The organism is Streptomyces griseosporeus (genome assembly GCF_014656055.1).
Classification (GTDB): Bacteria; Actinomycetota; Actinomycetes; order Streptomycetales; family Streptomycetaceae; genus Streptomyces; species Streptomyces griseosporeus.
In genome coordinates, this window is sequence record NZ_BNBR01000007.1 from 100,753 (window position 1) to 124,081 (window position 23,329).

Genomic DNA, 23,329 nt, shown 5'->3' on the forward strand with positions numbered 1-23,329 from the left:
TGGCGAGGTGATGACCGATGGCGGGCCGAGCGGCCGTACCCGAAGTGATCTGGGCGCGCCCCGAGCGCACGGGGCGCGGGCCGAGACCGGCCTACACACGCGCCGGCATCGCGGACGCCGCCGTGCGCGTCGCGGACGCCGAGGGGCTGGACGCGGTGTCCATGCGGCGGGTCGCCGCCGAACTGGGCTGCGGCACCATGTCGCTGTACAACTACGTCCCCCGCAAGGAGGACCTGTACGAGCTGATGGTGGACGCCGTCAGCGCCGAGCACGAGCTGTGGGAGCCGTCCGGCGACTGGCGCGCCGACATGCTGCGGGTCGCCCACCAGACCCGGGCGCTGATGCGCCGCCACCCGTGGCTGCCGCGCCTGATGTCCCCGGTGTACGGCTTCAGCCCGAACGCCCTGCGCTATCTGGAGCACTGCCTGGCCTGCCTGGACCCGCTGCCGGGGTCCTACGGCACGCGGATGGAGCTGATCGCCATGCTGAACGGCGTGGTGACCACGTACACGGCCAACGAACTCGCCACCGCCGAGCGCGCCCGGGCGCTGCCCTGGTCCCCGGAGGAGGAGAGCGCGGCGCGGATCGCCTATCTGGGCGAGCGGCTGGCGAGCGGGGCCTATCCGCGGATGGCGGCGGCGTTCACCGAGGACGCCGGGCCCATCGACATGGAGGCCGTGTTCGAGCGGGCGCTGGGGCGGGTGCTGGACGCCTTCGCGCCGCGGGAGTGACCGCTCGGCGGCGGGTCAGAGCAACGCGAGTTGCCCCTCCGGGCCCTCCTCCCGGACGTCGAGCACCGTCGCCGGCCGGCGCGCCCGGTCGGGTACCGGCAGCACGCCCGCCCGGCGCAGGTCGTCCGTGGTGACCGGGTCGGTGACGTCCAAGGCCGCCCGCTGGTCGCGCACTTCGGCCAGCAGCGCCAGGACCGTGATCAGCTCCAGCAGTTCCGACGTCCAGGTCTGCGGCCAGGCGGCCGGCCGGATCGCCGCCAGGGTGCCCGGCTCCGGCTCCGCGACCCGGGCCGCGAACCACTGCTCCAGCACCCGCACGCCGCCCGTCTCGAAGTCCCACGCCCCGGGCGGCACCGGCGAGACACGGCCCCCGTCGAGGTGGAGGGTCTCCTCCTCGCGGTCGTAGTGCAGGGTCAGCGGACGCCTCGGCAGCGGGGCGCGGACGTACGGACGGCGCCCGCCGGGCAGCTTGGGGCGCTCCCCGTCGCGCCGCATGAGCCACAGCGCCCGGCGGCCCAGTGCCACGCCCCGCGCCCACAGCTCCGGGGCCCCGGTGAGCGGGACGGTCAGATCGGGGCGTACGGCGGTCAGGATCCAGGCGAGGACGTCCTCGGCCGGAACCTCACGGCCGAGCCGCGCGCCCAGGTGCTCCCGCAGCCCCGGCGCCAGATTCGGCTCCCGGCCGCCCGGCCGGCGGTATAGCGGGCGGACCCGGCCGGTCCGCAGCAGCGGGATGCGGGAGGTGGCCAGCAGGCCGTCCGCGGTCTCCACGACGAACACCTGCCGCTCGTCCGCCACCCGCCACAGCTCCGGCCGGGCCGCGTCGATCAGCCGGTGGTCGGGGATCAGCCACTGCTCGTCGAACGGCGCGTACAGCACCCGCACCGGCTCCGGGCACGGGCCGGAGGCGCGCACCAGCTTCTCCGTGCCGCCCGGCTGCCCGGGCAACTGGGCCACCGCCGAGTGCGCCGTCCGCGCGCGGGTCGGCTCGAACAGGGCCTCCCGGTCCGGGCCCTCCGCCTTCAGCAGGGCGGCCCAGCGGTTCCTGAGCGCGGCCGGGTCGGGCGCCACCGGCCAGCCCCGGCCGAGCCGCGGCGGTGCGACGGACCACGGCATGAGGTCCGCCGAGCGCGGAGCGTCGTCGTGCGTCACGCCCGGCATCGTACGACGCCCGTGTCAGTGGGCGTCGAGCGTGACGGTGAAGGAGAAACGGTCGCCCCGGTAGTGGATGACCACCACGTCCAGCACCCGCCCGCGCTGGTCGTAGGTGACGCCCGTGTAGTGCAGGATCGGGCTCAGCAGCGGCACTTCGAGCAGCCGCGCCGTCTCCGGGTCCGCCAGCCGCGCCTCCACGGTGTCCGTGATCCGGCTGATGTCCGCGCCCAGCACGTCCCGCAGCACCTTCGTCATCGGCCAGCGCACCAGGTCGTCCAGGTCGACGCGGGCGGCCAGCTCGGGGCGGACCCAGTTGCGGGCGTGGTTGGTCGGCTCGCCGGTCTTCTCGTCACAGCGCAGCCGGTGGTACGTCCCCACCTCCTCGACGTCCCCGAAGTGCTCGGCGAGTTCGGCGGGCACGGCCGCGCGGCCGTGGTCCAGCAGCCGGGTCGTCATGCCGGACTGCTGGGCCACGATCGCGTCGACCGAGCCGAGCAGCCGCACCGGAGCGCCCCGGAGCGCGTCGGGCTCGATGAAGGTGCCGCGCCGGCGGTGCCGGGTGATGAGCCCCTCGTCCTCCAGCTCCTTCAGCGCCTGCCGCATGGTCAGCACGCTCACCCCGTAGTGCCCGGCCAGCTGCTCCTCGGTGGGCAGCCGCAGCGGGTCCTGCGGCGAACGGCCGAGTATCGAGGCGCGCAGCGACTGCGACACCTGGTACCACAGCGGCAGTTTGCGGTTCAGGACGATGGAGTCCGGGGCGAAGGAGGTCACGGGGCTCATCCGTACCGGTCGGGGGCGTTTCAGTGCAAGGGGCGGAAGTGCCGCTCCAGGCCGCGCCACACGTCGTCGTAGCCCTGCTGGAGGTGGTCCGCCCCGGCCGCCTGCCCGGTGAGGGTCACCGGCCAGCGGGTCTCGAACATGAACGCCAGGCCGTCGTCGATCTTCTGCGGCTTCAGCTCGGCGGCGCTCGCCCGGTCGAAGGTCTCCTTGTCCGGGCCGTGCGCCGACATCATGTTGTGCAGCGACCCGCCACCCGGCACGAACCCTTCGGCCTTGGCGTCGTAGGCGCCCTCGATCAGGCCCATGTACTCGCTCATCACGTTGCGGTGGAAGTACGGTGGCCGGAAGGTGTCCTCGCCGACCAGCCAGCGCGGCGCGAACACCACGAAGTCGACGCCCGCGAGACCGGGGGTGTCCGACGGCGACGTCAGCACCGTGAAGATCGACGGGTCCGGGTGGTCGTAGGAGATCGAGCCGATGACGTTGAAGCGGCGCAGGTCGTAGACGTACGGCAGGTAGTTGCCGTGCCAGGCCACCACGTCCAGCGGCGAGTGGTCGTAGCCGGCGGTCCACAGGTTGCCGCAGTACTTGTTCACCACCTCCACCGGGCCCTCCACGTCCTCGAACGCGGCGACGGGCGCGCGGAAGTCGCGGGCGTTGGCGAGGCCGTTGGCGCCGATCGGGCCGAGGTCGGGCAGGCGGAAGGCGGCGCCGTAGTTCTCGCAGACGTAGCCGCGGGCCGACCCGTCCAGCAGGTCCACCCGGAAGCGGACTCCGCGCGGGATCAGCGCCACATGGCCCGGCTCGGCGTGCAGCAGGCCGAACTCGGTGCGCAGCAGCAGGCCGCCGCGCTCCGGCACGATCAGCAGCTCACCGTCGGCGTCGCTGAAGACCCGGTCCATGGAGGCGTTGGCGTGGTAGAGGTGCACGGCCATGCCGGTGCGCTGGGCCGCGTCGCCGTTGCCGCCCAGGGTCCACAGGCCGGCGAGGAAGTCCGTGCCCGGCGCCGGCTCCGGCAGCGGGTTCCAGCGCAGCCGGTTCGGGTCCGGCACCGACTCGGTGAAGGGCGCGGTGCGCAGCGCGCCGTTGTCCGTGCGGGTGAACGCCGGGTGGGCGGCCGAGGGGCGGATCCGGTACAGCCAGGAGCGGCGGTTGTGGGCGCGCGGCTCGGTGAACGCCGTGCCGCTCAGCTGCTCCGCGTACAGCCCGAGGGGGGCCCGCTGGGGTGAGTTGCGGCCCTCGGGCAGGGCGCCCGGCACCGCCTCGGAGCTGTGCTCATTGCCGAAGCCGGAGAGGTAGGTCAGTCCCTCGGCGGTCTTCCGCGCATCCCCACGCTCGAACACGCTCGCGCGGGAGGTGCCCCCATCGCTCATGATCACTCGCTCCTTCGCGGTGCTGATTCCTATATATCACCGTAGGATTGCGGTTGCCGCCGGCGCAAGAGGGCCGGCGGCCTCCTCCCGGAGGACGGCCGGAACCCGACCTCAGACGGATCCGTGATGTCAGACCCGTGTTCTAGGCTCCCCGCCATGTCGTGGACGCGCGGATTTCTCGCGGCGCTCGCGGTCTGTGTCCTGCTGCCGGCCGGCCCGGCCGGCTGCGGCACCGGCGATGCGCACGAACAGCACAAGGGGGCCTCGCCGTCGCCGGTGGGCAAGCTCCTGGACCACACCGACGAGGAGGGCCGGCGCTACCGCGAGGTGGACGGCGAGGACGCCCCGGCCGTCCGCGTCGAGGTGCAGCCCGCCACCGGCGGCGCCTGGGACGTACGACTGCACCTGCGCCACTTCCGCTTCTCGCCGCCCGGCGCGAAGGCCGAGGCCGTGGCCGGGCGCGGCACCGCGCTCCTCTTCGTCGACGGCCGGCCCGTCGCCGAGCTGCACAGCCCCTCCCACCGCCTCACCGCCGACCGCCTCCCGCACGGCACCCACCAGGTCACCGCCCGCCTCTACGCCGACGACGACACGGTCTGGGCGGTCCACGGCGACCCGGTCGAGTCCACCGCCGCCATCACCGCCTCCGGGGCGGAGACGGCCCCCTCGGTGAGTGTCCGGGGCGCCCCCGTGCGTATGTGGGGCCGAGGTTCACCGGACCCCGGCGGAGAGGCATCATGAAGCCCGTGCCCCACGCGACATCGCTACGCCGAGCGCCCGTGCAGCGGCGCAGTGCCGAACGGCTCAGCAGGATCCTCGACGCCTGCGCCGACCTGCTCGACGAGGTCGGTTACGACGCCCTGAGCACGCGCGCCGTCGCGCTGCGCGCCGGCGTCCCCATCGGCTCGGTCTACCGCTTCTTCGGCAACAAGCGGCAGATGGCCGACGCGCTCGCCCAGCGCAATCTGGAGCGCTGGTCGGAGCGGGTCGCCGAGCGGCTGGGCGCGACCGGCCCGGGCGACTGGCGCTCGGCGCTGGACGCCGTGCTCGACGAGTACCTCGCCATGAAGCGCACCGCGCCCGGCTTCTCCCTCGTCGACTTCGGCAACCAGATCCCGGTCGGCACCCGGCACGGCGAACCCAACCACCGCGTCGCCGACCGCCTCACCGCCCTCCTCGCCGGGCACCTCGGCCGCCCGGCCGACGACGACCTGCGCCGCACCTTCCTGGTCGCCGTGGAGGCCGCGGACACCCTGGTCCAGCTGGCCTTCCGGGTGGACCCCGAGGGCGACGAGAAGATCATCACGGAGATGCGGGAGCTGCTGCGGGCGTATCTGGGGCGGGTGCTGGACTGAGGGGCGGCCGGCCCGGCTCGCCGCGGGCCCGGTTCGCCGCCGGCCCGGCGCGGCCGCCGGCCGGCGAGAGTCGCCTCCCGCCCCCGTCACCCCACCCCCAGTTCCTCCCGCGTCGCCGCCACCCACCGCAGCACGCCCTTCGCCCCCGAGCGCTCCGCCAGTTCCGTCGCCTCGGAGAGCAGCGCCTCCGCCTCCTCGCGGTCCGCCCGCTCCACGGCGAGCCGGGCGAGGACGATCAGGTTGGCCGCCACCCCCGGCCCGAACCCGATCTCCCGGCGCAGCCGGGTGGACTCCTCCAGGCGCTCGCGCGCCGCGTCGGGCCGCCCGGCGAGCCCGTCGGCGAAGCCGAGGTGCCGCAGCGCGTAGGACGCGGTCAGCCGGTCCCCGGCCGCCGTGGCCAGGGCCAGGGAGCGCTCGAAGAAGGGCAGCGCCCGCTCCGTGTCGTCGCGGACCACCTGGTGGACGATGCCCACCCAGAACAGCGCCTCGCCCTCACCGCGTCCGTCGCCGAGGCGCGCGTACAGGGTCGCGGCGCGCTCGAACAGCTTCAGCTCACGGGGGTCCTCCGACCCGTCCTCCAGGAACCGCGCGTGCAGCAGCCGGCCCCGCGCCAGGGCGAGGTCCGCCTCCACACCGTCGAGAACCCTCTCGCCGGCGGGCACCGCGGTCTCGTCCCCGTCGAACACGGCACCCTCGTAGAGGAGTTGGGCCTGCTCCAGGCGCGGGTCGGTCGTCATGCGGTGATCGTACGGCCGTACGACACCACCGCGCGGGCCTTCCCGGAGGATCCATGGCGAGGCGGTGACGGCGGCCCGGCTCCCGGAAGGCCTGGGCAGGATGCATACCGGTCGGTATGCTCGGCCCCTGTCGTGCGCCACCGCCGCCGTACCCGGGAGGACCCGTGTCCCGCACCGCCCTGCGAATCTGCCCCCTGTGCGAGGCCACCTGCGGGCTGACCCTGACCATCGAGGACGCGCGGGTCACCGGCGCCCGCGGTGACCGTGAGGACGTGTTCAGCAAGGGGTTCATCTGCCCCAAGGGCGCCTCCTTCGGCGCCGTCGACGGCGACCCCGACCGGCTGCGCGCCCCCCTCGTGCGCCGCGACGGCGAGCTGCGCGAGGCCACCTGGGAGGAGGCCTTCGACGCGGTCGCCGCCGGGATCCGCCCGGTCGTCGAGCGGTACGGCCCGCACTCCGTCGGCGTCGTCCTCGGCAACCCCAACGTGCACACCATGGCCGGCGCCCTCTACCCGCCGGTGCTGATCGCCGGGCTCGGCACCCGCAGCCTGTTCACCGCATCCACCGTCGACCAGATGCCCAAGCACGTCTCCAGCGGCCTGCTCTTCGGTGACGCCAACGCCATCCCCGTGCCCGACCTGGACCACACCTCCCATCTGCTGCTCATCGGCGCCAACCCGCTGGAGTCCAACGGCAGTCTGTGCACCGCCCCCGACTTCCCCGGCAAGCTCAAGGCGCTCAGGGCCCGCGGCGGCACCCTCACGGTCATCGACCCGCGCCGCACCCGCACCGCCCGCCTCGCCGACCGCCACCTCGCGATCCGGCCCGGCACCGACGCGCTGCTCCTCGCGGCGATGGCGACCGTCCTGTTCGAGGAAGGTCTCGTCGACCTCGGCCACCTGGCCCCGCACGTCCAGGGCGTCGACGAAGTCCGCGACGCCCTCCGGGACTTCACCCCGGAGGCCGTGGCACCGGCCTGCGACATCGAGGCCGGCGTCATCCGCGCCCTCGCCCGCGAACTGGCCGGCGCCGAGTCCGCCGCCGTCTACGCCCGCATCGGCAGCTGCACCGTCCCGCACGGCACCCTCGCCAGCTGGCTCGTCGACGTCCTCAACATCCTCACCGGCAACCTCGACCGGCCCGGCGGAGCCCTCTTCCCGCAGGCCGCCACCGACCGTACGCCCCGGCCCGCCGGACCCGGCCACGGCTTCGCGCTCGGCCGCTGGCACTCCCGGGTCAGCCGGCACCCCGAGGCCAAGGGCGAGCTGCCGATCTCCGCGCTCGCCGAGGAGATCGACACCGCGACCGAGGAGGGCGAGCCGGTCCGTGCCCTCATCGCCGTAGCCGCCAACCCGGTGCTGTCCGTCCCCGACGGCGACCGGCTCGACAAGGCGCTCGCCTCGCTGGACTTCATGGTCAGCGTCGACCCCTACCTCAACGAGACCTCCCGCCACGCCGACGTCGTCCTGCCCCCGCCGCCGCCCTCCCGCAGCCCCCACCACGACTTCGCCTTCAACACCCTCGCCGTGCGCCACCAGGTCCGCTACACCCGCCCCGCCATCCCGCTGGAGCCCGGCCGGATGGCCGAGACGGAGATCATGGCCCGGCTGGTCCTCGCCGTGACGGGCATGCACGGCGCCGATCCGTCCGCCGTCGACGACCTCGTCATCGGGCAGACCCTCGGCAAGGCGGTCAAGGAGGCCCACTCGCCCGTGCACGGCCGCGACCCCCGCGAGCTCGCCGGGCTGCTCACCGGCGACACCGGGCCCGAGAAGCGCCTGGACCTGATGCTGCGCCTCGGCCCCTACGGCGACGGCTTCGGCGCCCGGCCCGACGGGCTCACCCTTCAGAAGCTGCTCGCCCACCCGCACGGCATCGACCTCGGCCCGCTGCGCCCCCGCCTGCCGCAGCCGCTGAAGACCGCCAGCGGCAAGGTGGAACTGCTGCCCGAGCCGATCGCCGGCGACCTGCCCCGGCTGCGGCAGGCCCTGGCCGAGCGTCCCGCGGGCCTCGTCCTCGTTGGCCGCCGCCATCTGCGCTCCAACAACAGCTGGATGCACAACGTCCCGGCCCTCACCGGCGGCACCAACCGCTGCACCCTGCACCTCCACCCAGCCGACGCCGAACGCCTCGGCGTGCGCGACGGGCAGCCCGTACGCGTCAAGGGCGCCGGGGGAGAGGTGACCGCCCCGGCCGAGGTCACCGACGCCGTACGGCCCGGCGTGGTCAGCCTCCCGCACGGCTGGGGCCACGACCGGCCCGGCACCCGGCTGAGCCACGCCGCCACCGACCCCGGCGTCAACGTCAACCAGCTCCTCGACGGCAGCCTGCTGGACCCGCTCAGCGGCAACGCGGTCCTCAACGGCGTGCCCGTCGAGGTGGCCCCGGCGGCGGCCCCCGAGGCGCCCCCGTTGGCCGAAAACATCGGGACTGTGAGCAGCGCAAAGCTGTGACCAGCAGTTTTGCGCTTATTGCTCGCACGTCAACGTCTTGTTAACGCCGGACGACGGGACCTAACGTCAACGCACCGCCGACCCCCAGGTGGGATGTTCAAGGGCGAACGTTAGGTATCCACTCATGCTGACCATCCTCGGCTTCGCCATGATCGCGACCTTCCTGGTCCTGATCATGCTGAAGAAGATGTCGCCGATCGCGGCGCTCGTGCTGATTCCCGCGCTCTTCTGCGTGTTCGTCGGCAAGGGCGCCAAGCTCGGCGACTACGTCATCGACGGCGTCACCGGCCTCGCCCCCACCGCGGCGATGCTCATGTTCGCGATCGTCTACTTCGGTGTGATGATCGACGTCGGTCTCTTCGACCCGGTCGTCCGGGGCATTCTGAAGTTCTGCAAGGCCGACCCGCTCCGCATCGTCGTCGGGACGGCGGTTCTCGCCGCGATCGTCTCCCTCGACGGCGACGGGTCCACCACCTTCATGATCACCGTCTCGGCGATGTACCCGCTGTACAAGCGCCTGAAGATGAGCCTGGTCGTGATGACCGGCGTCGCCGCCATGGCCAACGGCGTGATGAACACGCTGCCCTGGGGCGGCCCCACCGCCCGTGCCGCCACCGCGCTGAAGCTCGACGCCAGCGACATCTTCGTGCCGATGATCCCGGCGCTCGCGATGGGCCTGCTTTTCGTGTTCGCACTCGCGTACGTCCTCGGCCGCCGTGAGCGCAAGCGGCTCGGCACGCTCACGCTGGACGACGTGCTGGTCGAGGAGAAGGAGACCGAGACCGTCCTGGTCGGAGCCGGCACGGGCACCCCGGCCACCACCCGCGCCGGCGCTTCCGGCACCTCCGGTTCCGCCTCTGCCTCCGGCACCGGCACCGGTACCGGCGCAGGACTGCCCGCGGACGAGCCCGAGGACGACGCCGCCTTCCGGGTCCTCGACCCCGAGCGCGCCACCCTGCGCCCCAAGCTGTACTGGTTCAACGCGCTGCTCACGGTCGCCCTGCTCACCGCCATGATCATGGAGTGGCTGCCGATCCCGGTGCTGTTCCTGCTCGGCGCGGCCCTCGCCCTGACCGTCAACTTCCCGCACATGCCCGACCAGAAGGCCCGCATCGCCGCCCACGCCGAGAACGTCCTCAACGTCTCCGGCATGGTCTTCGCCGCCGCCGTCTTCACCGGCGTGCTCAACGGCACCGGCATGGTCGACCACATGGCCAAGTGGGTCGTCGGCAACATCCCCGACGGCATGGGCCCGCACATGGCGCTCGTCACCGGCGTCCTCAGCATCCCGTTCACGTACTTCATGTCCAACGACGGCTTCTACTTCGGCATCCTGCCGGTGCTCGCCGAGGCCGGCCACGCGCACGGCGTCTCCTCCCTGGAGATCGCCCGCGCCTCGCTCGTCGGCCAGCCCCTGCACATGTCCAGCCCGCTCGTCCCGGCCGTCTACGTCCTGGTCGGCATGGCCAAGGTCGAGTTCGGCGACCACACCCGCTTCGTCGTCAAGTGGGCCGCGCTCACCTCACTGGTGGTGCTCGGCGCGGGCCTGCTGTTCGGCATCGTCTGACCACCCGGGAGGAAGAGACCATGGCGCCCGGTGGGAACCGCGGCTGGCTGCTCCGCCTCGTCATCGCCTTCGGCTGCGCGCAGGGGGCGGTGTCGATGGCCCGGCCCGCCGTCTCCTACCGGGCGCTCGCGCTGGGCGCCGACGAGCGGGCGGTCGGCGTCATCGCCGGTGTGTACGCGCTGCTGCCGCTCTTCGCGGCCGTACCGCTGGGCCGCCGTACCGACCACGGCCGCTGCGCGCCCCTGCTGCCGGCCGGCGTGGTCCTCATCGCGGGCGGCTGCGCGCTCAGCGGTCTCGCAGGGAGCCTCACGGCGATGGCCGTCTGGAGCGGCGTCATGGGCCTCGGCCACCTGTGCTTCGTCATCGGCGCCCAGTCGCTCGTGGCCCGGCAGTCCGCCCCGCACGAACAGGACCGCAACTTCGGCCACTTCACCATCGGCGCCTCCCTGGGCCAGCTGGTCGGACCCGTCGCGGCCGGCGCGGTGATCGGCGGCCCCGACCGGGCCGGCAGCAGCGCGCTCGCCCTGCTCGTCGCGGGCGCGGGCGCGGCGGCGGCGTTCGGCACCCTCTGGCGCATCGAGCACCGCGACACGGCGACCGGGTCCCGTACGGGGAACCCGGACCGGGTCCCGGTACGGGGCATCCTGCGGGCCCGCGGCGTCCCCGCCGGCATCATCGTCAGCCTCTCCGTGCTGTCCGCCACCGACATCCTCACCGCCTACCTCCCGGTGGTCGGCGAGCACCGGGGCATCGCCCCGTCCGTCGTCGGCGTGCTGCTCTCGCTGCGCGCCGCGGCCACCATCGCCTGCCGGCTCGTGCTCACCCCGCTGCTGCGGCTGCTCGGCCGCACCCTGCTGCTGACGGTGACCTGCCTGCTGGCGGCCGTGCTGTGCGCGGGCATCGCCCTGCCGGTCCCGGTGTGGGCGCTCGGCGCGATGCTCGCCGCCCTCGGCTTCTGCCTCGGCGTCGGGCAGCCGCTGTCCATGACCACGGTCGTGCAGGCCACGCCCGACGGCGCCCGCTCCACCGCCCTCGCCCTGCGGCTGACCGGCAACCGCCTCGGCCAGGTAGCGGCCCCCGCGGCGGCTGGTCTGGTCGCCGGGGTCGCGGGCGTCGCCGCGCCGTTCGTGCTGCTGGGCGCGCTGCTCCTGATTTCCTCCGGGGTGGCCCTGCGCTCGCCCGAACGGCCCGCCGGGGCCGGAGCCGAGGCCGGGGCCGGCCCCGCAGCCGTACCCGAGGCCGGGGCCGGCCCCGCAGCCGTGCCCGGGACCGGGGCCGAAGCCGAAGCCGAAGCCGGACCCGGGGCTGTAGTCCGGGCCGAACCCGGGGCCGGGACGGGGCCCGTGCCGGATGCGCCCGCCGCCCGGCACAGCGGGGAGGAACAGGCGGACCAGCCCTCCCGGCGCTGAATCCGGACGTCCGCTTTCTCACCTGGTGGACTGCGGCGCCCGATACCGAACAGTGTCTTCCCTGCGGCGCACACATTCCGTTAACTTCCGTGACTCACACGCCCCTTGCGGCCCGCAAGGGGCGTCCGCCGCGCCGCACCAGTGCCCAGTGAGCCCCGGGACGACTCATGACACGCGCCATCTCCCTGCACGACGTGAGCAAGGTCTACGCCAAAGGCGTCCGCGTGGTGGACCGGCTCACACTGGACATCGCCCCCGGCGAGTTCCTGGTCCTGCTCGGCCCCTCCGGCTGCGGCAAGTCGACCGTGCTCCGCATGATCGCCGGACTGGAGGACATCACCGACGGCTCGCTGCTGCTGGACGGCGAGTGGGCCAACGACCTGCCGCCGTCCGGCCGGGACATGGCGATGGTCTTCCAGAACTTCGCCCTCTACCCGAGCATGACCAGCGGCGACAACATCGGCTTCCCGCTGCGCATCGAGAACCCGGGCGCCGATCCGCGCGACCGCGTGGACGCCACCGCCCGCATGCTCGGCATCGAGGACCTCCTCGACCGCTACCCCAGCCAGCTGTCCGGCGGCGAACGCCAGCGCGTCGCCATGGGCCGGGCGATCGCCCGCCACCCCTCGGCCTTCCTGATGGACGAGCCGCTGTCCAACCTCGACGCCAAGCTCCGCAATCACCTGCGCGCCGAGATCTCCAAGCTGACCCGCGAACTCGGGGTGACGACGGTGTACGTCACCCACGACCAGTCCGAGGCCATGTCCCTCGGCGACCGGGTCGCCGTCCTGCGCGGCGGCGTCCTCCAGCAGGTCGGCACCCCGCGCGAGGTCTACGGGCTGCCCCGCAACGTCTTCGTCGCCGCGTTCGTCGGCACCCCGCGCATCAACCTGCTGCGCGGCCTGGTCCGCGCCCCGCTCGACGGCGCGATGACCATCAGTCTGGGCAAGCAGTACCTGCGGCTGCCCGAACCGCTCTCCCTGGACCACCAGTTGCTCCGCGTCCAGCAGGGCCGCGAGGTGATCGTCGGGCTGCGCTCGGAGGCCGTACGCATCGCCAAGCACTCCTCCGCCCGCCCCGGCGAGGTGCCGCTCACCGGGCTCGTGGAGCACGTCGAGTACCAGGGCCACGAGATCCTCGTCCACTTCAACACCGGCTCGCGCCCGGCGGTCGTACCCGACCTGGAGGCGCCGCGGCCCGCCGCCCGCCCGGCCCGGCGGCGCCGCCGCGAGGGCACGGTCATCGACCGGCTGCGGGAACGGGCGGGCGCCCTGCGCGCCGGGCCGGTCGTGGTCCTCGACGAGCCCGCCGACGAGCCGCCCGCCCCGGCGCCGGCCACCCCGCGGATCCCCGGCGACCTCGTCGTGCGCACCACGCCCGACATCGACCTGCGGCACGGCATGCAGGTCCCCCTCCTCGTCGACCTCGCCCACCTCTTCGTCTTCGACCAGCACGGCGAACGCATCTGCCCGAACCCCGCGCACCTGCCCGACCTGGAGGAGTGAGGAACCGCACGCTCCTTCCGCCACCCCGAGTGGGACCATCGAGCGGACCGACCGGCGGCGCCGGACACCGTCGGACGCCCGGGACACCCCTGGCGCCCGAAAACTAACGCCGCTAGTTTATGAGCCGGACGACCACACCGGTCCGGGAGGAGCACGATGAAGGCACACGACGGGATCTACATCGACGGCGCCTGGCGCCCCGCCGCGGGGCAGGACGTGATCGACGTGGTGAACCCGGCCGACGAGCAGGTGATCGGCGCGGTCCCGGCGGGCACCGCGCTCGACGTCGACACCGCCGTACGCGCCGCGCGTGCCGCCCTGCCGGGCTGGGCCGCGACCCCGCCCGCCGAGCGGGCCGCCCGCCTGGCGGCGCTGCGGGACGTCCTGGTGGCCCGCAAGGACGAGATCGCCGAGACGGTCACCGCAGAACTGGGCTCCCCGCTGCCCTTCTCCCAGGCCGTCCACGCGGCCGTACCGATCGCGGTCGCCGGCTCCTACGCCGAGCTGGCCGCCTCGTACGTCTTCGAGGAGAAGGTCGGCAACTCCACCGTCCACCAGGAGCCCGTCGGCGTCGTCGGCGCGATCACCCCCTGGAACTACCCCCTGCACCAGGTCGTCGCCAAGGTCGCCCCCGCCCTCGCGGCCGGCTGCACCGTCGTGCTGAAGCCCGCCGAGGACACCCCGCTCGTCGCCCAGCTGTTCGCCGAGGCGGTGCACGAGGCCGGCGTCCCGGCCGGTGTCTTCAACCTGGTCACCGGCCTCGGCCCGGTCGCCGGGCAGGCGCTCGCCGAGCACCCCGGCGTCGACCTGGTCTCCTTCACCGGCTCCACCGCCGTCGGCCGGCAGATCGGCGCGATCGCCGGCGCCGCGATCAAGAAGGTCGCCCTGGAGCTGGGCGGCAAGTCCGCCAACGTCATCCTGCCCAGCGCCGACCTGGCCCGCGCCGTCAACGTCGGCGTCGCCAACGTGATGTCCAACTCCGGCCAGACATGCAGTGCCTGGACCCGCATGCTGGTCCACCGCGACCGGTACGACGAAGCCGTCGCCCTCGCTGCGGCCGCCGCCGACAAGTACGCCGACCGCATCGGCCCGCTCGTCAACGCCAGGCAGCAGCAGCGGGTGCGCGGCTACATCGAGCAGGGCGTCGCCGAGGGCGCGCGGCTCGTCGCGGGCGGCCCCGAGGCCCCGCGCGAGCGCGGCTACTGGGTCAGCCCGACCGTCTTCGCCGACGTCACCCCCGACATGACCATCGCCCAGGAGGAGATCTTCGGCCCGGTCCTGTCGATCCTGCGCTACGAGGACGAGGAGGACGCGCTGCGCATCGCCAACGGCACCGTGTACGGCCTCGCGGGCGCCGTCTGGGCGGCGGAGGAGGCCGAGGCGGTGGCCTTCGCCCGCCGGATGGAGACCGGCCAGGTCGACATCAACGGAGGCCGCTTCAACCCGCTCGCCCCCTTCGGCGGCTACAAGCAGTCCGGCGTGGGCCGCGAACTCGGCGCGCACGGCCTCGCCGAGTACCTCCAGACGAAGTCCCTCCAGTTCTGACCCTCGTCCCGCCCCGTTTCCCCTCCCTCTAGGAGAGTTGTCCGAAGCCATGGCTGTCCGTGCCGCCGTACTCCCCGCCGTCGGTGCTCCCCTGGAGATCACCGAGATCGAGCTGCCCGACCCCGGCCCCGGCCAGGTCCGCATCCGGCTCGCCGCCGCCGGGGTCTGCCACTCCGACCTGTCCCTGTCCAACGGCACCATGCGCGTGCCGGTCCCCGCCGTCCTCGGCCACGAGGGCGCGGGCACCGTCGTCGCCGTCGGCGAGGGCGTCGGACACCTCGCCCCCGGCGACGGCGTCGTCCTCAACTGGGCGCCCTCCTGCGGCACCTGCCACGCCTGCTCGCTCGGCGAGGTCTGGCTGTGCGCCAACGCCCTCAACGGCTCCGCGGACGTCTACGCCCGCACCGCCGACGGCACCGACCTCCACCCCGGCCTCAACGTGGCCGCGTTCGCTGAGGAGACGGTCGTCTCCGCCTCCTGCGTCCTGCCGCTCCCGGACGGCATCCCGCTCACCGACGCCGCCCTCCTCGGCTGCGCCGTCCTCACCGGGTACGGCGCCGTCCACCACGCGGCCCGGGTCCGCGCCGGCGAGAGCGTCGCCGTGTTCGGCGTCGGGGGAGTGGGCCTGGCCACCCTCCAGGCCGCCCGGATCGCCGGCGCCTCGACGATCGTCGCCGTCGACGTCTCGCCCGAGAAGGAGGAGCTGGCCCGCGCCGCCGGCGCCACCGAGTACGTCCTCGCCTCCGAGAACACCGCCCGCGAGATCCGTGCCCTGACCGGCAGGCAGGGCGTGGACGTGGCCGTGGAGTGCGTCGGCCGCGCCGTGTCGATCCGCGCCGCCTGGGACTCCACCCGCCGGGGCGGGCGCACCACGGTCGTCGGCATCGGCGGCAAGGACCAGCAGGTCACCTTCAACGCCCTGGAGATCTTCCACTGGGGCCGCACCCTGACCGGCTGCGTCTACGGCAACTCCGACCCGGCCGCCGACCTGCCCGTCCTGGCCGAGCACGTCCGTGCGGGGCGGCTCGACCTCGGCGCGCTGGTGACGGAGCGGATCGCCCTGGACGGCATCCCGGCGGCCTTCGAGAACATGCTGGCGGGGAAGGGCGGACGGGCGCTGGTCGTCTTCTGACCCGCGCCCGCCGGACGCGGGCGGGGGAGGCGCGCCCTCACCCGTCCGCCGTCGAGGTCCGTCCGACCCCGGCCCGTTCACGCCTGGCGGGGGAGGCGCGCCCTCACCCGTCCGCCGTCAAGCTCCTTCCGCTCCCGGCCCGTTCACGCCGACTCGCGCGCCGGCGCTTCGGGCCGGGGCTCCCCGGTCACCACCCGGGCCGTCGCCCGCGACCGGGACCGGGACACCGCCACCCCGGCCAGGCACAGCGCGCCGCCCGCCAGCGTCAGCGGACCCGGCACCTCGCCAAGCACCAGCCACGACATCAGCACCACCAGCGCCGGCACGGCGTACGTCGTGGCGCCCATCCGGCCCGCGGTCGTCCGGGCCAGCGCGTACGCCCATGTGGTGAACGCCAGCGCGGTCGGGAAGACGCCCAGGTACACCATGTTCAGCGTCGCCGACGCGGGCGCCGCGGCCACCTCGTGGACCAGCTGCCCCGCGAACGGCAGACACACCACCGTGCCCACCAGGCACCCGAACGTCGTCACCTGCAGCGCGCTCGCCCGCCCCAGCGCCGGCTTCTGCGCCACCACCCCGGCCGCGTAGGCGACCGCCGCCAGCAGGCACAGCGCCACGCCGAGCAGCGAGGAGCCCCCGCCGCCGGACATCGACAGCCCGACCGTCACCGCGCCCGCGAACGACACGGCCATCCCCGCCAGCAGCCGCGGCGGCAGCGGATCCCCGAGCAGCCGGGAGCCCAGCAGCGCGATCAGCAACGGCCCGACGTTCACGACGAGCGCCGCGGTCCCCGCGTCGACCTCCTGCTCGCCCCAGTTCAGGACCACCATGTAGACCCCGAACCACAGCACCCCCGATATCGCGATCCCCCGCCAGGCCGACCGGGGCGGCCACCCCACCCGCCGTACGACGCACAGGGCGCCCAGCGCGAGGGTGCCCGCGAGCAGCCGCCCGAGCGCCAGCGCGCCGGGCGAGTAGGCGTCGCCCGCGCTGCGGATCGCCACGAAGGCGGAGGCCCACAGCACGACGGTGACGGTGGCGGCGCCGGCGGCGAGGAGCCGGGGGCGTGAGGAGGCGTTCATCATGCTCCTGGGATCGCGTGAGGGAGGGGGAGAGGGGGGGCCGGGTGCGTCAGCGCAGCAGCGCCGGCTCGATGCCGAGCAGTTCCGACAGCGCCCGTTCACCGGGGGGCGTCACCTTCACGGCCCGTTCGGAGCCCACCCGCACGCACCAGCCGGCGTCCAGCGCGTGCCGGCACAGGGCCGCTCCCGCGACGCCCGCGAGATGGGGCCGCCGCTCGGTCCAGTCCAGGCAGGCCCGGGCCAGGGGGCGCCGGCCGGTGCGCGGGAGGGCGATACCGGCCTCGTCGAACCAGGCCACCCCCGCGTCGGTCAGCGCGAACCCCGTGTCCTGCCGGAGCAGCCCGCGCCCGGTCAGCGCGTCCGTCACCGCGATCCCGAGCCGCCCCGCGAGATGGTCGTAACAGGTCCGGCCCCGCGCCATCGCGGACCCGGCGCTGGCCTCCCGCAGGTTACGGGGCCGGCGCAGCGCCTCCGGCGCGACCTGCGCGGCGAGGTCCTCCACCAGCTGGGCGACCCGCGCGTCGGCGAGACGGACGTACCGGTGCCGGCCCTGCCGCTCCTCGGCGAGCAGCCCGCCCGCGACGAGCTTTCCGAGGTGCTCGCTGAGCGTGGAGGCGGCGACCCCGGCATGCCGGGCCAGCTCACCCGCGGTCCACGCCCGCCCGTCGAGCAGCGCCAGCAGACACGCGGCCCGCGTCTCGTCGGCGATCAGCCCGGCGAGCCGGGCGAGGCCGGGGGCCTGCGCGTCCGCGGGCCTCCTGCCGGCGGCAGCTGACCTGGTGGTGCTCTCGGTCCTGGCGGTGGTGTCCGTCCTGGCGGTCATGCCGTCCAGCATGCGGCACCGATGGTTCGGCAGGCACCGAAATATCGTCAGCGCAGCTGCTCGAAGTGCTGGACCAGCCCGTCCAGGAGGGCCGTCAGGCCCGTCTCGAAGGCCCGCTCGTCGATCTTCTCCTGCTGCTCGGCGAGGAGGTGGGCCTGGCCGAGGTGCGGATAGTCGGCGGGGTCGTAGGCGTCGGGGTCCTCCACGAAGCCGCCGGCGAAGGAGCCGAGGGCCGAGCCCATGATGAAGTACCGCATCAGCGCCCCGATCGAGGTGGCCTGCGCGGGCGGCCAGCCCGCGTCCACCATCGCGCCGTAGACCGCGTCGGCGAGCCGCAGCGCGGCCGGGCGGCGGCCGGGGCCGCGGGCGAGCACGGGGACGATGTTCGGGTGGTCGCGCAGGGCGGCCCGGTAGGAGACGGCCCAGTCGTGCAGCGCGGTCCGCCAGTCCCGGCCGTCCTCGAACATCGACAGGTCGACCTGCGCGCTGACCGAGTCCGCGACCGCCTCCAGGATCTCGTCCTTGGTGCGGAAGTGGTTGTACAGCGAGGGCCCGCTCACCCCCAGTTCGGCGGCGAGCCGACGCGTGGAGACGGCCGACAGGCCCTCCGCGTCCACGAGTTCCCGTGCCGTCTCGACGATCCGGTCGGTGCTGAGGAGGGGCTTGCGCGGTCGGGCCATGGCGCACATAGTAGGGCTGCGACCAGAAACTAGCAGTGCTAATTTAAATGTACGGCTTTCAAGATATGGGGTGATCGCGTGGTGAACCTGGAGCTGAGCGAGGAGCAGGCCGCCGTACGGCAGCTCGCCCGGGACTTCGTGGAGCGCGAGATCGCTCCGCACGTGATCGCCTGGGACCGGGCGGAGGAGGTCGACCGGTCGATCGTGAAGAAGCTCGGCGAGGTCGGCTTCCTCGGGCTGACCATCGACGAGGAGTACGGCGGCTCGGGCGGCGACCACCTCGCCTACTGCCTGGTCACGGAGGAACTGGGCCGCGGCGACTCCTCGGTGCGCGGCATCGTCTCGGTCTCCCTGGGCTTGGTCGCCAAGACGATCGCGGCCTGGGGGAACGAGGAGCAGAAGCGGCGCTGGCTGCCCGGCCTGACCGCGGGCGAGCTGGTCGGCTGCTTCGGGCTGACCGAGCCGGGCACCGGCTCGGACGCCGGCAACCTCGCCACCCGGGCCGTACGCGACGGGGACGACTACGTCATCAACGGCAGCAAGATGTTCATCACCAACGGCACCTGGGCCGACGTGGTGCTGCTCTTCGCCCGCTCCACCGACGCGCCCGGCCACCGCGGGGTCTCCGCCTTCCTGGTGCCGACCGACACCCCCGGGCTGAGCCGCCGTACCGTGCACGGCAAGCTCGGCCTGCGCGGCCAGGCCACGGCCGAGCTGGTGCTGGAGGACGTCCGCGTCCCCGCCTCCGCGATGCTGGGGGAGGAGGGCCGGGGCTTCAAGGTCGCCATGTCGGCCCTCGCCAAGGGGCGGATGTCGGTCGCCGCGGGCTGCGTCGGCATCGCCCAGGCCGCGCTGGACGCGGCCGTGCGGTACGCGGGGGAGCGCGAGCAGTTCGGCAGGACCATCGCCCACCACCAGCTGGTGCAGGAGCTGATCAGCGACATAGCCGTCGACGTGGACGCCGCCCGCCTGCTCACCTGGCGCGTCGCCGACCTCGTCGACCGCGGGCTGCCCTTCGCCGTGGAGTCCTCCAAGGCCAAGCTGTTCGCCTCCGAGGCCGCCGTGCGCGCCGCGAACAACGCGCTGCAGGTGTACGGCGGTTACGGCTACATCGACGAGTACCCGGCGGGCAAGCTGCTGCGGGACGCCCGGGTGATGACCCTGTACGAGGGCACCAGCCAGATCCAGAAGCTGGTCATCGGGCGGGCGCTGACGGGGGTGTCGGCGTTCTGAGTACCTTCTGAGTACGCGGACGGATGTGTCGCGCCTCACTCCCGCGCAGGCTGGGGCGCATGAGTGACACACCGGTCAAGCAGCAGAGCACGGCCGCCTTCTACGGCCAGGCCGTCGCGTCCTTCGCCGTGGCCATGGCGGCCACCGCCGTCGGGATCTTCCGGCTGAACGCGGACGCCTGGGTCCGCGGCTTCCTCGCCATCGCCGTCCTGTACCTCGTCACCTCCGCCTTCACCCTCGCCAAGGTCATCCGCGACCGGCAGGAGGCCGGGCAGATCGTCAGCCGGGTGGACCAGGCACGACTGGAGAAGCTGCTCGCGGAGCATGATCCCTTCGAGAAGCTGTGAGCGCACGGGGCGGCGGTTCGTCATCTCCGCCCCGGTCGGTGCTCTAAGCAACCGCTCACCTTCGGCGGTATGGTGGGGTCTCCTGTCACCGAGAGAGGCGAAGAAGTGATGACTACGGCGGAGGAGACGGCCGGCGGCGAGAAGCAGCCGTGGGCCGAGGTCACCCCTGACGCGGCCCGGCGCCTGCTGGTCGCCGCCGTGGAGGCCTTCGCCGAGCGCGGCTACCACGCCACCACCACCCGCGACATCGCGGGTCGCGCCGGTATGAGCCCGGCCGCGCTCTACATCCACTACAAGACCAAGGAAGAGCTGCTCCACCGGATCAGCCGCATCGGCCACGAGAAGGCCCTCGACATCCTGCGGACCGCCGCCCGGCGCGACGGCACGCCCAGCGAGCGGCTCGCGGACGCGGTCAGCTCCTTCGTCCGCTGGCACGCCGGCGGGCGTACGACCGCACGGGTGGTCCAGTACGAGCTGGACTCCCTCGGGCCCGACGCCCGCGCCGAGATCCTCGCGCTGCGCCGGCAGTGCGACGCGGAGGTGCGGGGGATCATCGAGGAGGGCGTGGCGGCCGGCGAGTTCGACGTGCTGGACGTCAAGGGCACGACGCTGGCGGTGCTCTCGCTCTGCATCGACGTGGCGCGCTGGTTCAACGTGGACGGGCCGTGGACGCCGGACGAGGTCGGCGCGCTCTATGCCGACCTCGTGCTGCGCATGGTGGGCGTGAAGTGACAGGGGATCAGAGGTAGTACCGGGCGACCGACTCCGCCACGCACACCGGCTTGTCGCCGCCCTCGCGTTCGACCGTGAAGGCCGTCGTCACCTGGAGGCCGCCGGGGACGTCGTCGACGCCGGTGATCGTGGCGGTGGCGCGCAGGCGCGAGCCCACCGGGACCGGGGCGGGGAAGCGGACCTTGTTCGTGCCGTAGTTGACGCCCATCTTCACGCCCTCGACGGCGATGAGCTGCGGGCCGAAGAGCGGGAGCAGGGACAGGGTGAGGTAGCCGTGCGCGATGGTCGTCTTGAACGGGCCCGCGGCGGCCTTCTCCGGGTCCACGTGGATCCACTGGTGGTCGCCGGTGGCCTCGGCGAACAGGTCGATCCGCTTCTGGTCGATCTCCAGCCAGTCGGTGTAGCCCAGCTGCTCGCCCACCGCCGCCTTCAGTTCGTCGGCGGACGTGAAGATCCTCGGCTCTGCCATGGTCCCGGCCTCTCGTGTGCTGTCTGATCTGGTCACGTCTGGTCACGTGTCTAAGCAACTGCTTAGCATGGTCGGCCGGGGGGCGCCTGTCAACGGACCCGGGCGGCTGTGGGGGGTGGGTAGTCTTCGAGGAGTGCCCAGCATTCCCGAGAAGGTCCATGAGCTCACGGTCGGCCAGCTCGCCGCGCGCAGCGGGGCGGCGGTGTCCGCGCTGCACTTCTACGAGGCCAAGGGGCTGATCAGCAGCCGCCGTACGGCGGGCAATCAGCGCCGGTACAGCCGGGACACGCTGCGGCGGGTGGCGTTCGTGCGGGCCGCCCAGCGGGTCGGGATCCCGCTGGCGACGATCCGGGAGGCGCTGGCGGAACTGCCGGAGGAGCGGACGCCCACGCGGGAGGACTGGGCGCGGCTGTCGGAGAAGTGGCGGTCGGAACTGGACGAGCGGATCCGGCAGCTGAACCGGCTCCGGGACCATCTGACCGACTGCATCGGCTGCGGGTGTCTGTCGCTGGACTCGTGCGTCCTGTCGAACCCGGACGACACGTTCGGGGACCGGTTGACGGGGTCGCGCCTGATGGCGGAACGGGCGCGGCCGTAGTGCCGGGTGCGGGTGGGTGGGTGGTTGCTCGCGCAGTTCCCCGCGCCCCTGAATGCCTGCGGCGGCCCGTTGCGGTTGCGTTGTGGCGTGCGTAGCGCCTGCGGCCGGTTTGTGAGTCGGGGCCGCGCCGGGGGGTATCCGTCCTCGGTGCGCCGCTGGGTACGGTCAAATTCGTGCCGCTTCTTTCCGGCGCCCGCTGCGGGCGGACACCCCCCGACACGTCCCCTCCCCGCCGTCGGCGGCTCTCCCACTCAGCCCACGCAGCTGCGGGCAGCCGCACCGCTGGGCCGGCGCCCACCCTGCAGCGGCCGTCAGTCCGCCTAGCTGCGGGCAGTCGTGCCGCTGGGGCGGCACGGGTGGGCGCAGCGGCACCCCGTCAGCGCCGGGCCGCGCGACCCACCCCCGGCCAGCAGTGGCGCCCGGCGCCGAGCCCGCCTAGGTGGGCGCAGCCGACCCCGCTCACTCGTACTCCGTGCCGCCCTTCCGCGTGACGTACGCCGGGCTCACCGCCTTGGCGATGGCTCGGCCGCCCGTCACCTCGCTGTAGCGCTCCACCGTGGGCCGTATCACCACGCCCTCCCGCAGATGCAGCGACCGCCCGGACACCGTCTCCCGACCGTCGGCCAGCGACAGCACGTGCTCCGCGTCGTACGGCCCCTCCCACAGACGTGGGACCAACGGCAGCTCACCGTCCAGGAGTTCCGCCGCGTCCAGCCACCGCACCGCGCCCCCGATCTCCGCGGACACATCGAACACGGCGTACCCCAGCCGGTCGTCCCGGCGCCCGTCCGCGCCGTACGACAGGTCCTGGACGCCCGCCCCGTACACCTCGCCGAAGACGCCGACCCGCCGGGCGCCCAGACGGCGGGCGAGGCGGGCCGCGGCCTCGGCCACGCCGTGCTGCCGTACCGCCCGCCAGTACAGGTTCCGCGCGTCCTCCTTCAGCGCGAGCGACTTCGCACCGAAGCCCTTGGACGACACGTACACCCGGTCCTCGTCGGCGACGTACGTCAGCAGGCACGCCGAGCCGTGCAGCTTCTCCGTCAGGACCACAGCCTCGCCCGGCGCGAAGATCCCCGGAAACCGCTGGATGTTCTCGATGTCGACCCAGGGGAGCAGATCCGCGGCCGGCTCCACGTCGCCGTTCATCATGGGCGGGACCGGGGGGACCCACTTGGTGATGCCGAGCCGCTCGGAGAAGTCCGTGCCCGCCAGGGCCGCCTGCCTCAGATCGACGTCCGCCAGTGCCTTCGGGCGGCACACGATGCCCTGCGAGAGCTCGCCGCGCAGCCGCACCGCCTTCACCCGGTCCGAGCGGCCGCCCGCCAGGCGTCCGGTCAGGCCCAGTTCCTCGATCAGCTCCGGCGGCAGCACCGCCTGCTCGGGGATGTACACGGCCGCGTCACCCGTGCGGTACGCGCCCTTCGCCACGACGGCCCGGTACAGGCCCACCTGGGCCAGTTCGAGCGCGTCGGCGTCGGGATGCTCGTGGACGGTCAGGAACTCGGCGGTGACGCGGAGCGTCGACATCTCAACTCCTCCTGAGAGGTGGGCGTTTGCTTGTCATCGCCTTTCACTGTCCGGACGGCAAAGCGGTGGAGCGAGCGGTTTAACCGCTGCTAG

Annotated in this window: 22 protein-coding genes; 13 read left to right on the forward strand and 9 right to left on the reverse strand. The window is 73.6% G+C overall.

From position 1 onward, the window contains the following. Nucleotides 1-17: 17 nt before the first annotated feature. On the forward strand, nucleotides 18-731 hold the full coding sequence (locus IE308_RS29625; protein WP_190220285.1) for a TetR/AcrR family transcriptional regulator: 714 nt from the start codon (nucleotides 18-20) through the stop codon (nucleotides 729-731). Between the two features lie 15 nt (nucleotides 732-746). Here IE308_RS29625 and IE308_RS29630 read toward each other — a convergent pair whose 3' ends face one another. From IE308_RS29630 to hmgA, 3 genes are read right to left on the reverse strand one after another with little or no spacing between them, the layout of a single operon-like run. Next, nucleotides 747-1,892, reverse strand: coding sequence for a type ISP restriction/modification enzyme (locus IE308_RS29630; protein ID WP_190220286.1), 1,146 nt, complete (start codon nucleotides 1,890-1,892; stop codon nucleotides 747-749). A gap of 15 nt (nucleotides 1,893-1,907) precedes the next feature. Beyond that, nucleotides 1,908-2,657, reverse strand: coding sequence for a GntR family transcriptional regulator (locus IE308_RS29635; RefSeq protein WP_190220287.1), 750 nt, complete (start codon nucleotides 2,655-2,657; stop codon nucleotides 1,908-1,910). Between the two features lie 29 nt (nucleotides 2,658-2,686). Continuing rightward, the gene (hmgA, locus tag IE308_RS29640; RefSeq protein WP_110636198.1) at nucleotides 2,687-4,039 is read right to left on the reverse strand and encodes a homogentisate 1,2-dioxygenase; all 1,353 of its coding nucleotides are present in this window, start codon (nucleotides 4,037-4,039) and stop codon (nucleotides 2,687-2,689) included. 156 nt (nucleotides 4,040-4,195) lie between these two features. Here hmgA and IE308_RS29645 point away from each other — a divergent pair, with 156 nt between their 5' ends. Both IE308_RS29645 and IE308_RS29650 read left to right on the forward strand, forming a co-directional pair. After that, nucleotides 4,196-4,780 carry a hypothetical protein gene (locus tag IE308_RS29645; protein ID WP_229909251.1) on the forward strand — a complete coding sequence of 195 codons (585 nt, stop codon included), beginning with the start codon at nucleotides 4,196-4,198 and terminating at the stop codon, nucleotides 4,778-4,780. Continuing rightward, complete coding sequence (locus IE308_RS29650) at nucleotides 4,777-5,394, forward strand: TetR/AcrR family transcriptional regulator (RefSeq protein WP_190220289.1); 618 nt, start codon at nucleotides 4,777-4,779, stop codon at nucleotides 5,392-5,394. The genes IE308_RS29645 and IE308_RS29650 overlap by 4 nt, the downstream gene beginning before the upstream one ends. Nucleotides 5,395-5,480: 86 nt before the next feature. On the opposite strand, the gene IE308_RS29655 is transcribed toward IE308_RS29650, so the two are convergent. Next, nucleotides 5,481-6,131, reverse strand: coding sequence for a tetratricopeptide repeat protein (locus IE308_RS29655; RefSeq protein WP_190220290.1), 651 nt, complete (start codon nucleotides 6,129-6,131; stop codon nucleotides 5,481-5,483). A 164-nt stretch (nucleotides 6,132-6,295) separates the two neighbouring features. On the opposite strand from IE308_RS29655, the gene IE308_RS29660 reads away from it, so the two are divergent. The 6 genes from IE308_RS29660 (at nucleotide 6,296) to IE308_RS29685 (ending at nucleotide 15,742) form a co-directional block, all read left to right on the forward strand. After that, nucleotides 6,296-8,584: a molybdopterin oxidoreductase family protein gene (locus tag IE308_RS29660; RefSeq protein ID WP_190220291.1), complete on the forward strand. Its 2,289-nt coding sequence runs from the start codon at nucleotides 6,296-6,298 to the stop codon at nucleotides 8,582-8,584. A gap of 124 nt (nucleotides 8,585-8,708) precedes the next feature. After that, nucleotides 8,709-10,151: a CitMHS family transporter gene (locus IE308_RS29665; protein ID WP_190220292.1), complete on the forward strand. Its 1,443-nt coding sequence runs from the start codon at nucleotides 8,709-8,711 to the stop codon at nucleotides 10,149-10,151. Between the two features lie 20 nt (nucleotides 10,152-10,171). After that, nucleotides 10,172-11,560 carry an MFS transporter gene (locus IE308_RS29670; RefSeq protein ID WP_190220293.1) on the forward strand — a complete coding sequence of 463 codons (1,389 nt, stop codon included), beginning with the start codon at nucleotides 10,172-10,174 and terminating at the stop codon, nucleotides 11,558-11,560. 167 nt (nucleotides 11,561-11,727) lie between these two features. Further along, nucleotides 11,728-13,065, forward strand: coding sequence for an ABC transporter ATP-binding protein (locus IE308_RS29675; protein ID WP_110627119.1), 1,338 nt, complete (start codon nucleotides 11,728-11,730; stop codon nucleotides 13,063-13,065). Between the two features lie 156 nt (nucleotides 13,066-13,221). Further along, entirely contained in the window at nucleotides 13,222-14,610 is a 1,389-nt protein-coding gene (locus tag IE308_RS29680) for an aldehyde dehydrogenase family protein (protein WP_190220294.1), read from the forward strand. A 49-nt stretch (nucleotides 14,611-14,659) separates the two neighbouring features. Then, nucleotides 14,660-15,742 (forward strand): Zn-dependent alcohol dehydrogenase, encoded by a 1,083-nt coding sequence (locus tag IE308_RS29685; RefSeq protein WP_110627117.1) that lies wholly within the window; start codon nucleotides 14,660-14,662, stop codon nucleotides 15,740-15,742. A 143-nt stretch (nucleotides 15,743-15,885) separates the two neighbouring features. On the opposite strand, the gene IE308_RS29690 is transcribed toward IE308_RS29685, so the two are convergent. From IE308_RS29690 to IE308_RS29700, 3 genes are read right to left on the reverse strand one after another with little or no spacing between them, the layout of a single operon-like run. Further along, a complete protein-coding gene (locus IE308_RS29690; protein ID WP_373314626.1) occupies nucleotides 15,886-16,827 on the reverse strand; it encodes a DMT family transporter in 942 nt (313 codons plus the stop codon). Nucleotides 16,828-16,873: 46 nt separating this feature from the next. Beyond that, nucleotides 16,874-17,647, reverse strand: a complete 774-nt coding sequence (locus IE308_RS29695; protein WP_229909252.1) for an ArsR/SmtB family transcription factor — start codon at nucleotides 17,645-17,647, stop codon at nucleotides 16,874-16,876. Between the two features lie 47 nt (nucleotides 17,648-17,694). Then, the gene (locus IE308_RS29700; protein WP_110627115.1) at nucleotides 17,695-18,327 is read right to left on the reverse strand and encodes a TetR/AcrR family transcriptional regulator; all 633 of its coding nucleotides are present in this window, start codon (nucleotides 18,325-18,327) and stop codon (nucleotides 17,695-17,697) included. Between the two features lie 81 nt (nucleotides 18,328-18,408). On the opposite strand from IE308_RS29700, the gene IE308_RS29705 reads away from it, so the two are divergent. From IE308_RS29705 to IE308_RS29715, 3 genes are all read left to right on the forward strand, one after another. After that, nucleotides 18,409-19,560 (forward strand): acyl-CoA dehydrogenase family protein, encoded by a 1,152-nt coding sequence (locus tag IE308_RS29705; RefSeq protein WP_190220493.1) that lies wholly within the window; start codon nucleotides 18,409-18,411, stop codon nucleotides 19,558-19,560. Nucleotides 19,561-19,619: 59 nt separating this feature from the next. Further along, a complete protein-coding gene (locus IE308_RS29710; protein ID WP_110627114.1) occupies nucleotides 19,620-19,907 on the forward strand; it encodes a YiaA/YiaB family inner membrane protein in 288 nt (95 codons plus the stop codon). 108 nt (nucleotides 19,908-20,015) lie between these two features. Next, on the forward strand, nucleotides 20,016-20,639 hold the full coding sequence (locus tag IE308_RS29715) for a TetR/AcrR family transcriptional regulator (RefSeq protein WP_110627113.1): 624 nt from the start codon (nucleotides 20,016-20,018) through the stop codon (nucleotides 20,637-20,639). 7 nt (nucleotides 20,640-20,646) lie between these two features. Here IE308_RS29715 and IE308_RS29720 read toward each other — a convergent pair whose 3' ends face one another. Continuing rightward, nucleotides 20,647-21,108: a MaoC family dehydratase gene (locus IE308_RS29720; RefSeq protein WP_190220295.1), complete on the reverse strand. Its 462-nt coding sequence runs from the start codon at nucleotides 21,106-21,108 to the stop codon at nucleotides 20,647-20,649. A gap of 133 nt (nucleotides 21,109-21,241) precedes the next feature. Here IE308_RS29720 and soxR point away from each other — a divergent pair, with 133 nt between their 5' ends. Continuing rightward, nucleotides 21,242-21,706 (forward strand): redox-sensitive transcriptional activator SoxR, encoded by a 465-nt coding sequence (gene soxR, locus IE308_RS29725; protein WP_190220296.1) that lies wholly within the window; start codon nucleotides 21,242-21,244, stop codon nucleotides 21,704-21,706. Between the two features lie 459 nt (nucleotides 21,707-22,165). On the opposite strand, the gene IE308_RS29730 is transcribed toward soxR, so the two are convergent. After that, a complete protein-coding gene (locus tag IE308_RS29730) occupies nucleotides 22,166-23,236 on the reverse strand; it encodes an RNA ligase (ATP) (RefSeq protein WP_190220297.1) in 1,071 nt (356 codons plus the stop codon). Between the last annotated feature and the right edge of the window lie 93 nt (nucleotides 23,237-23,329).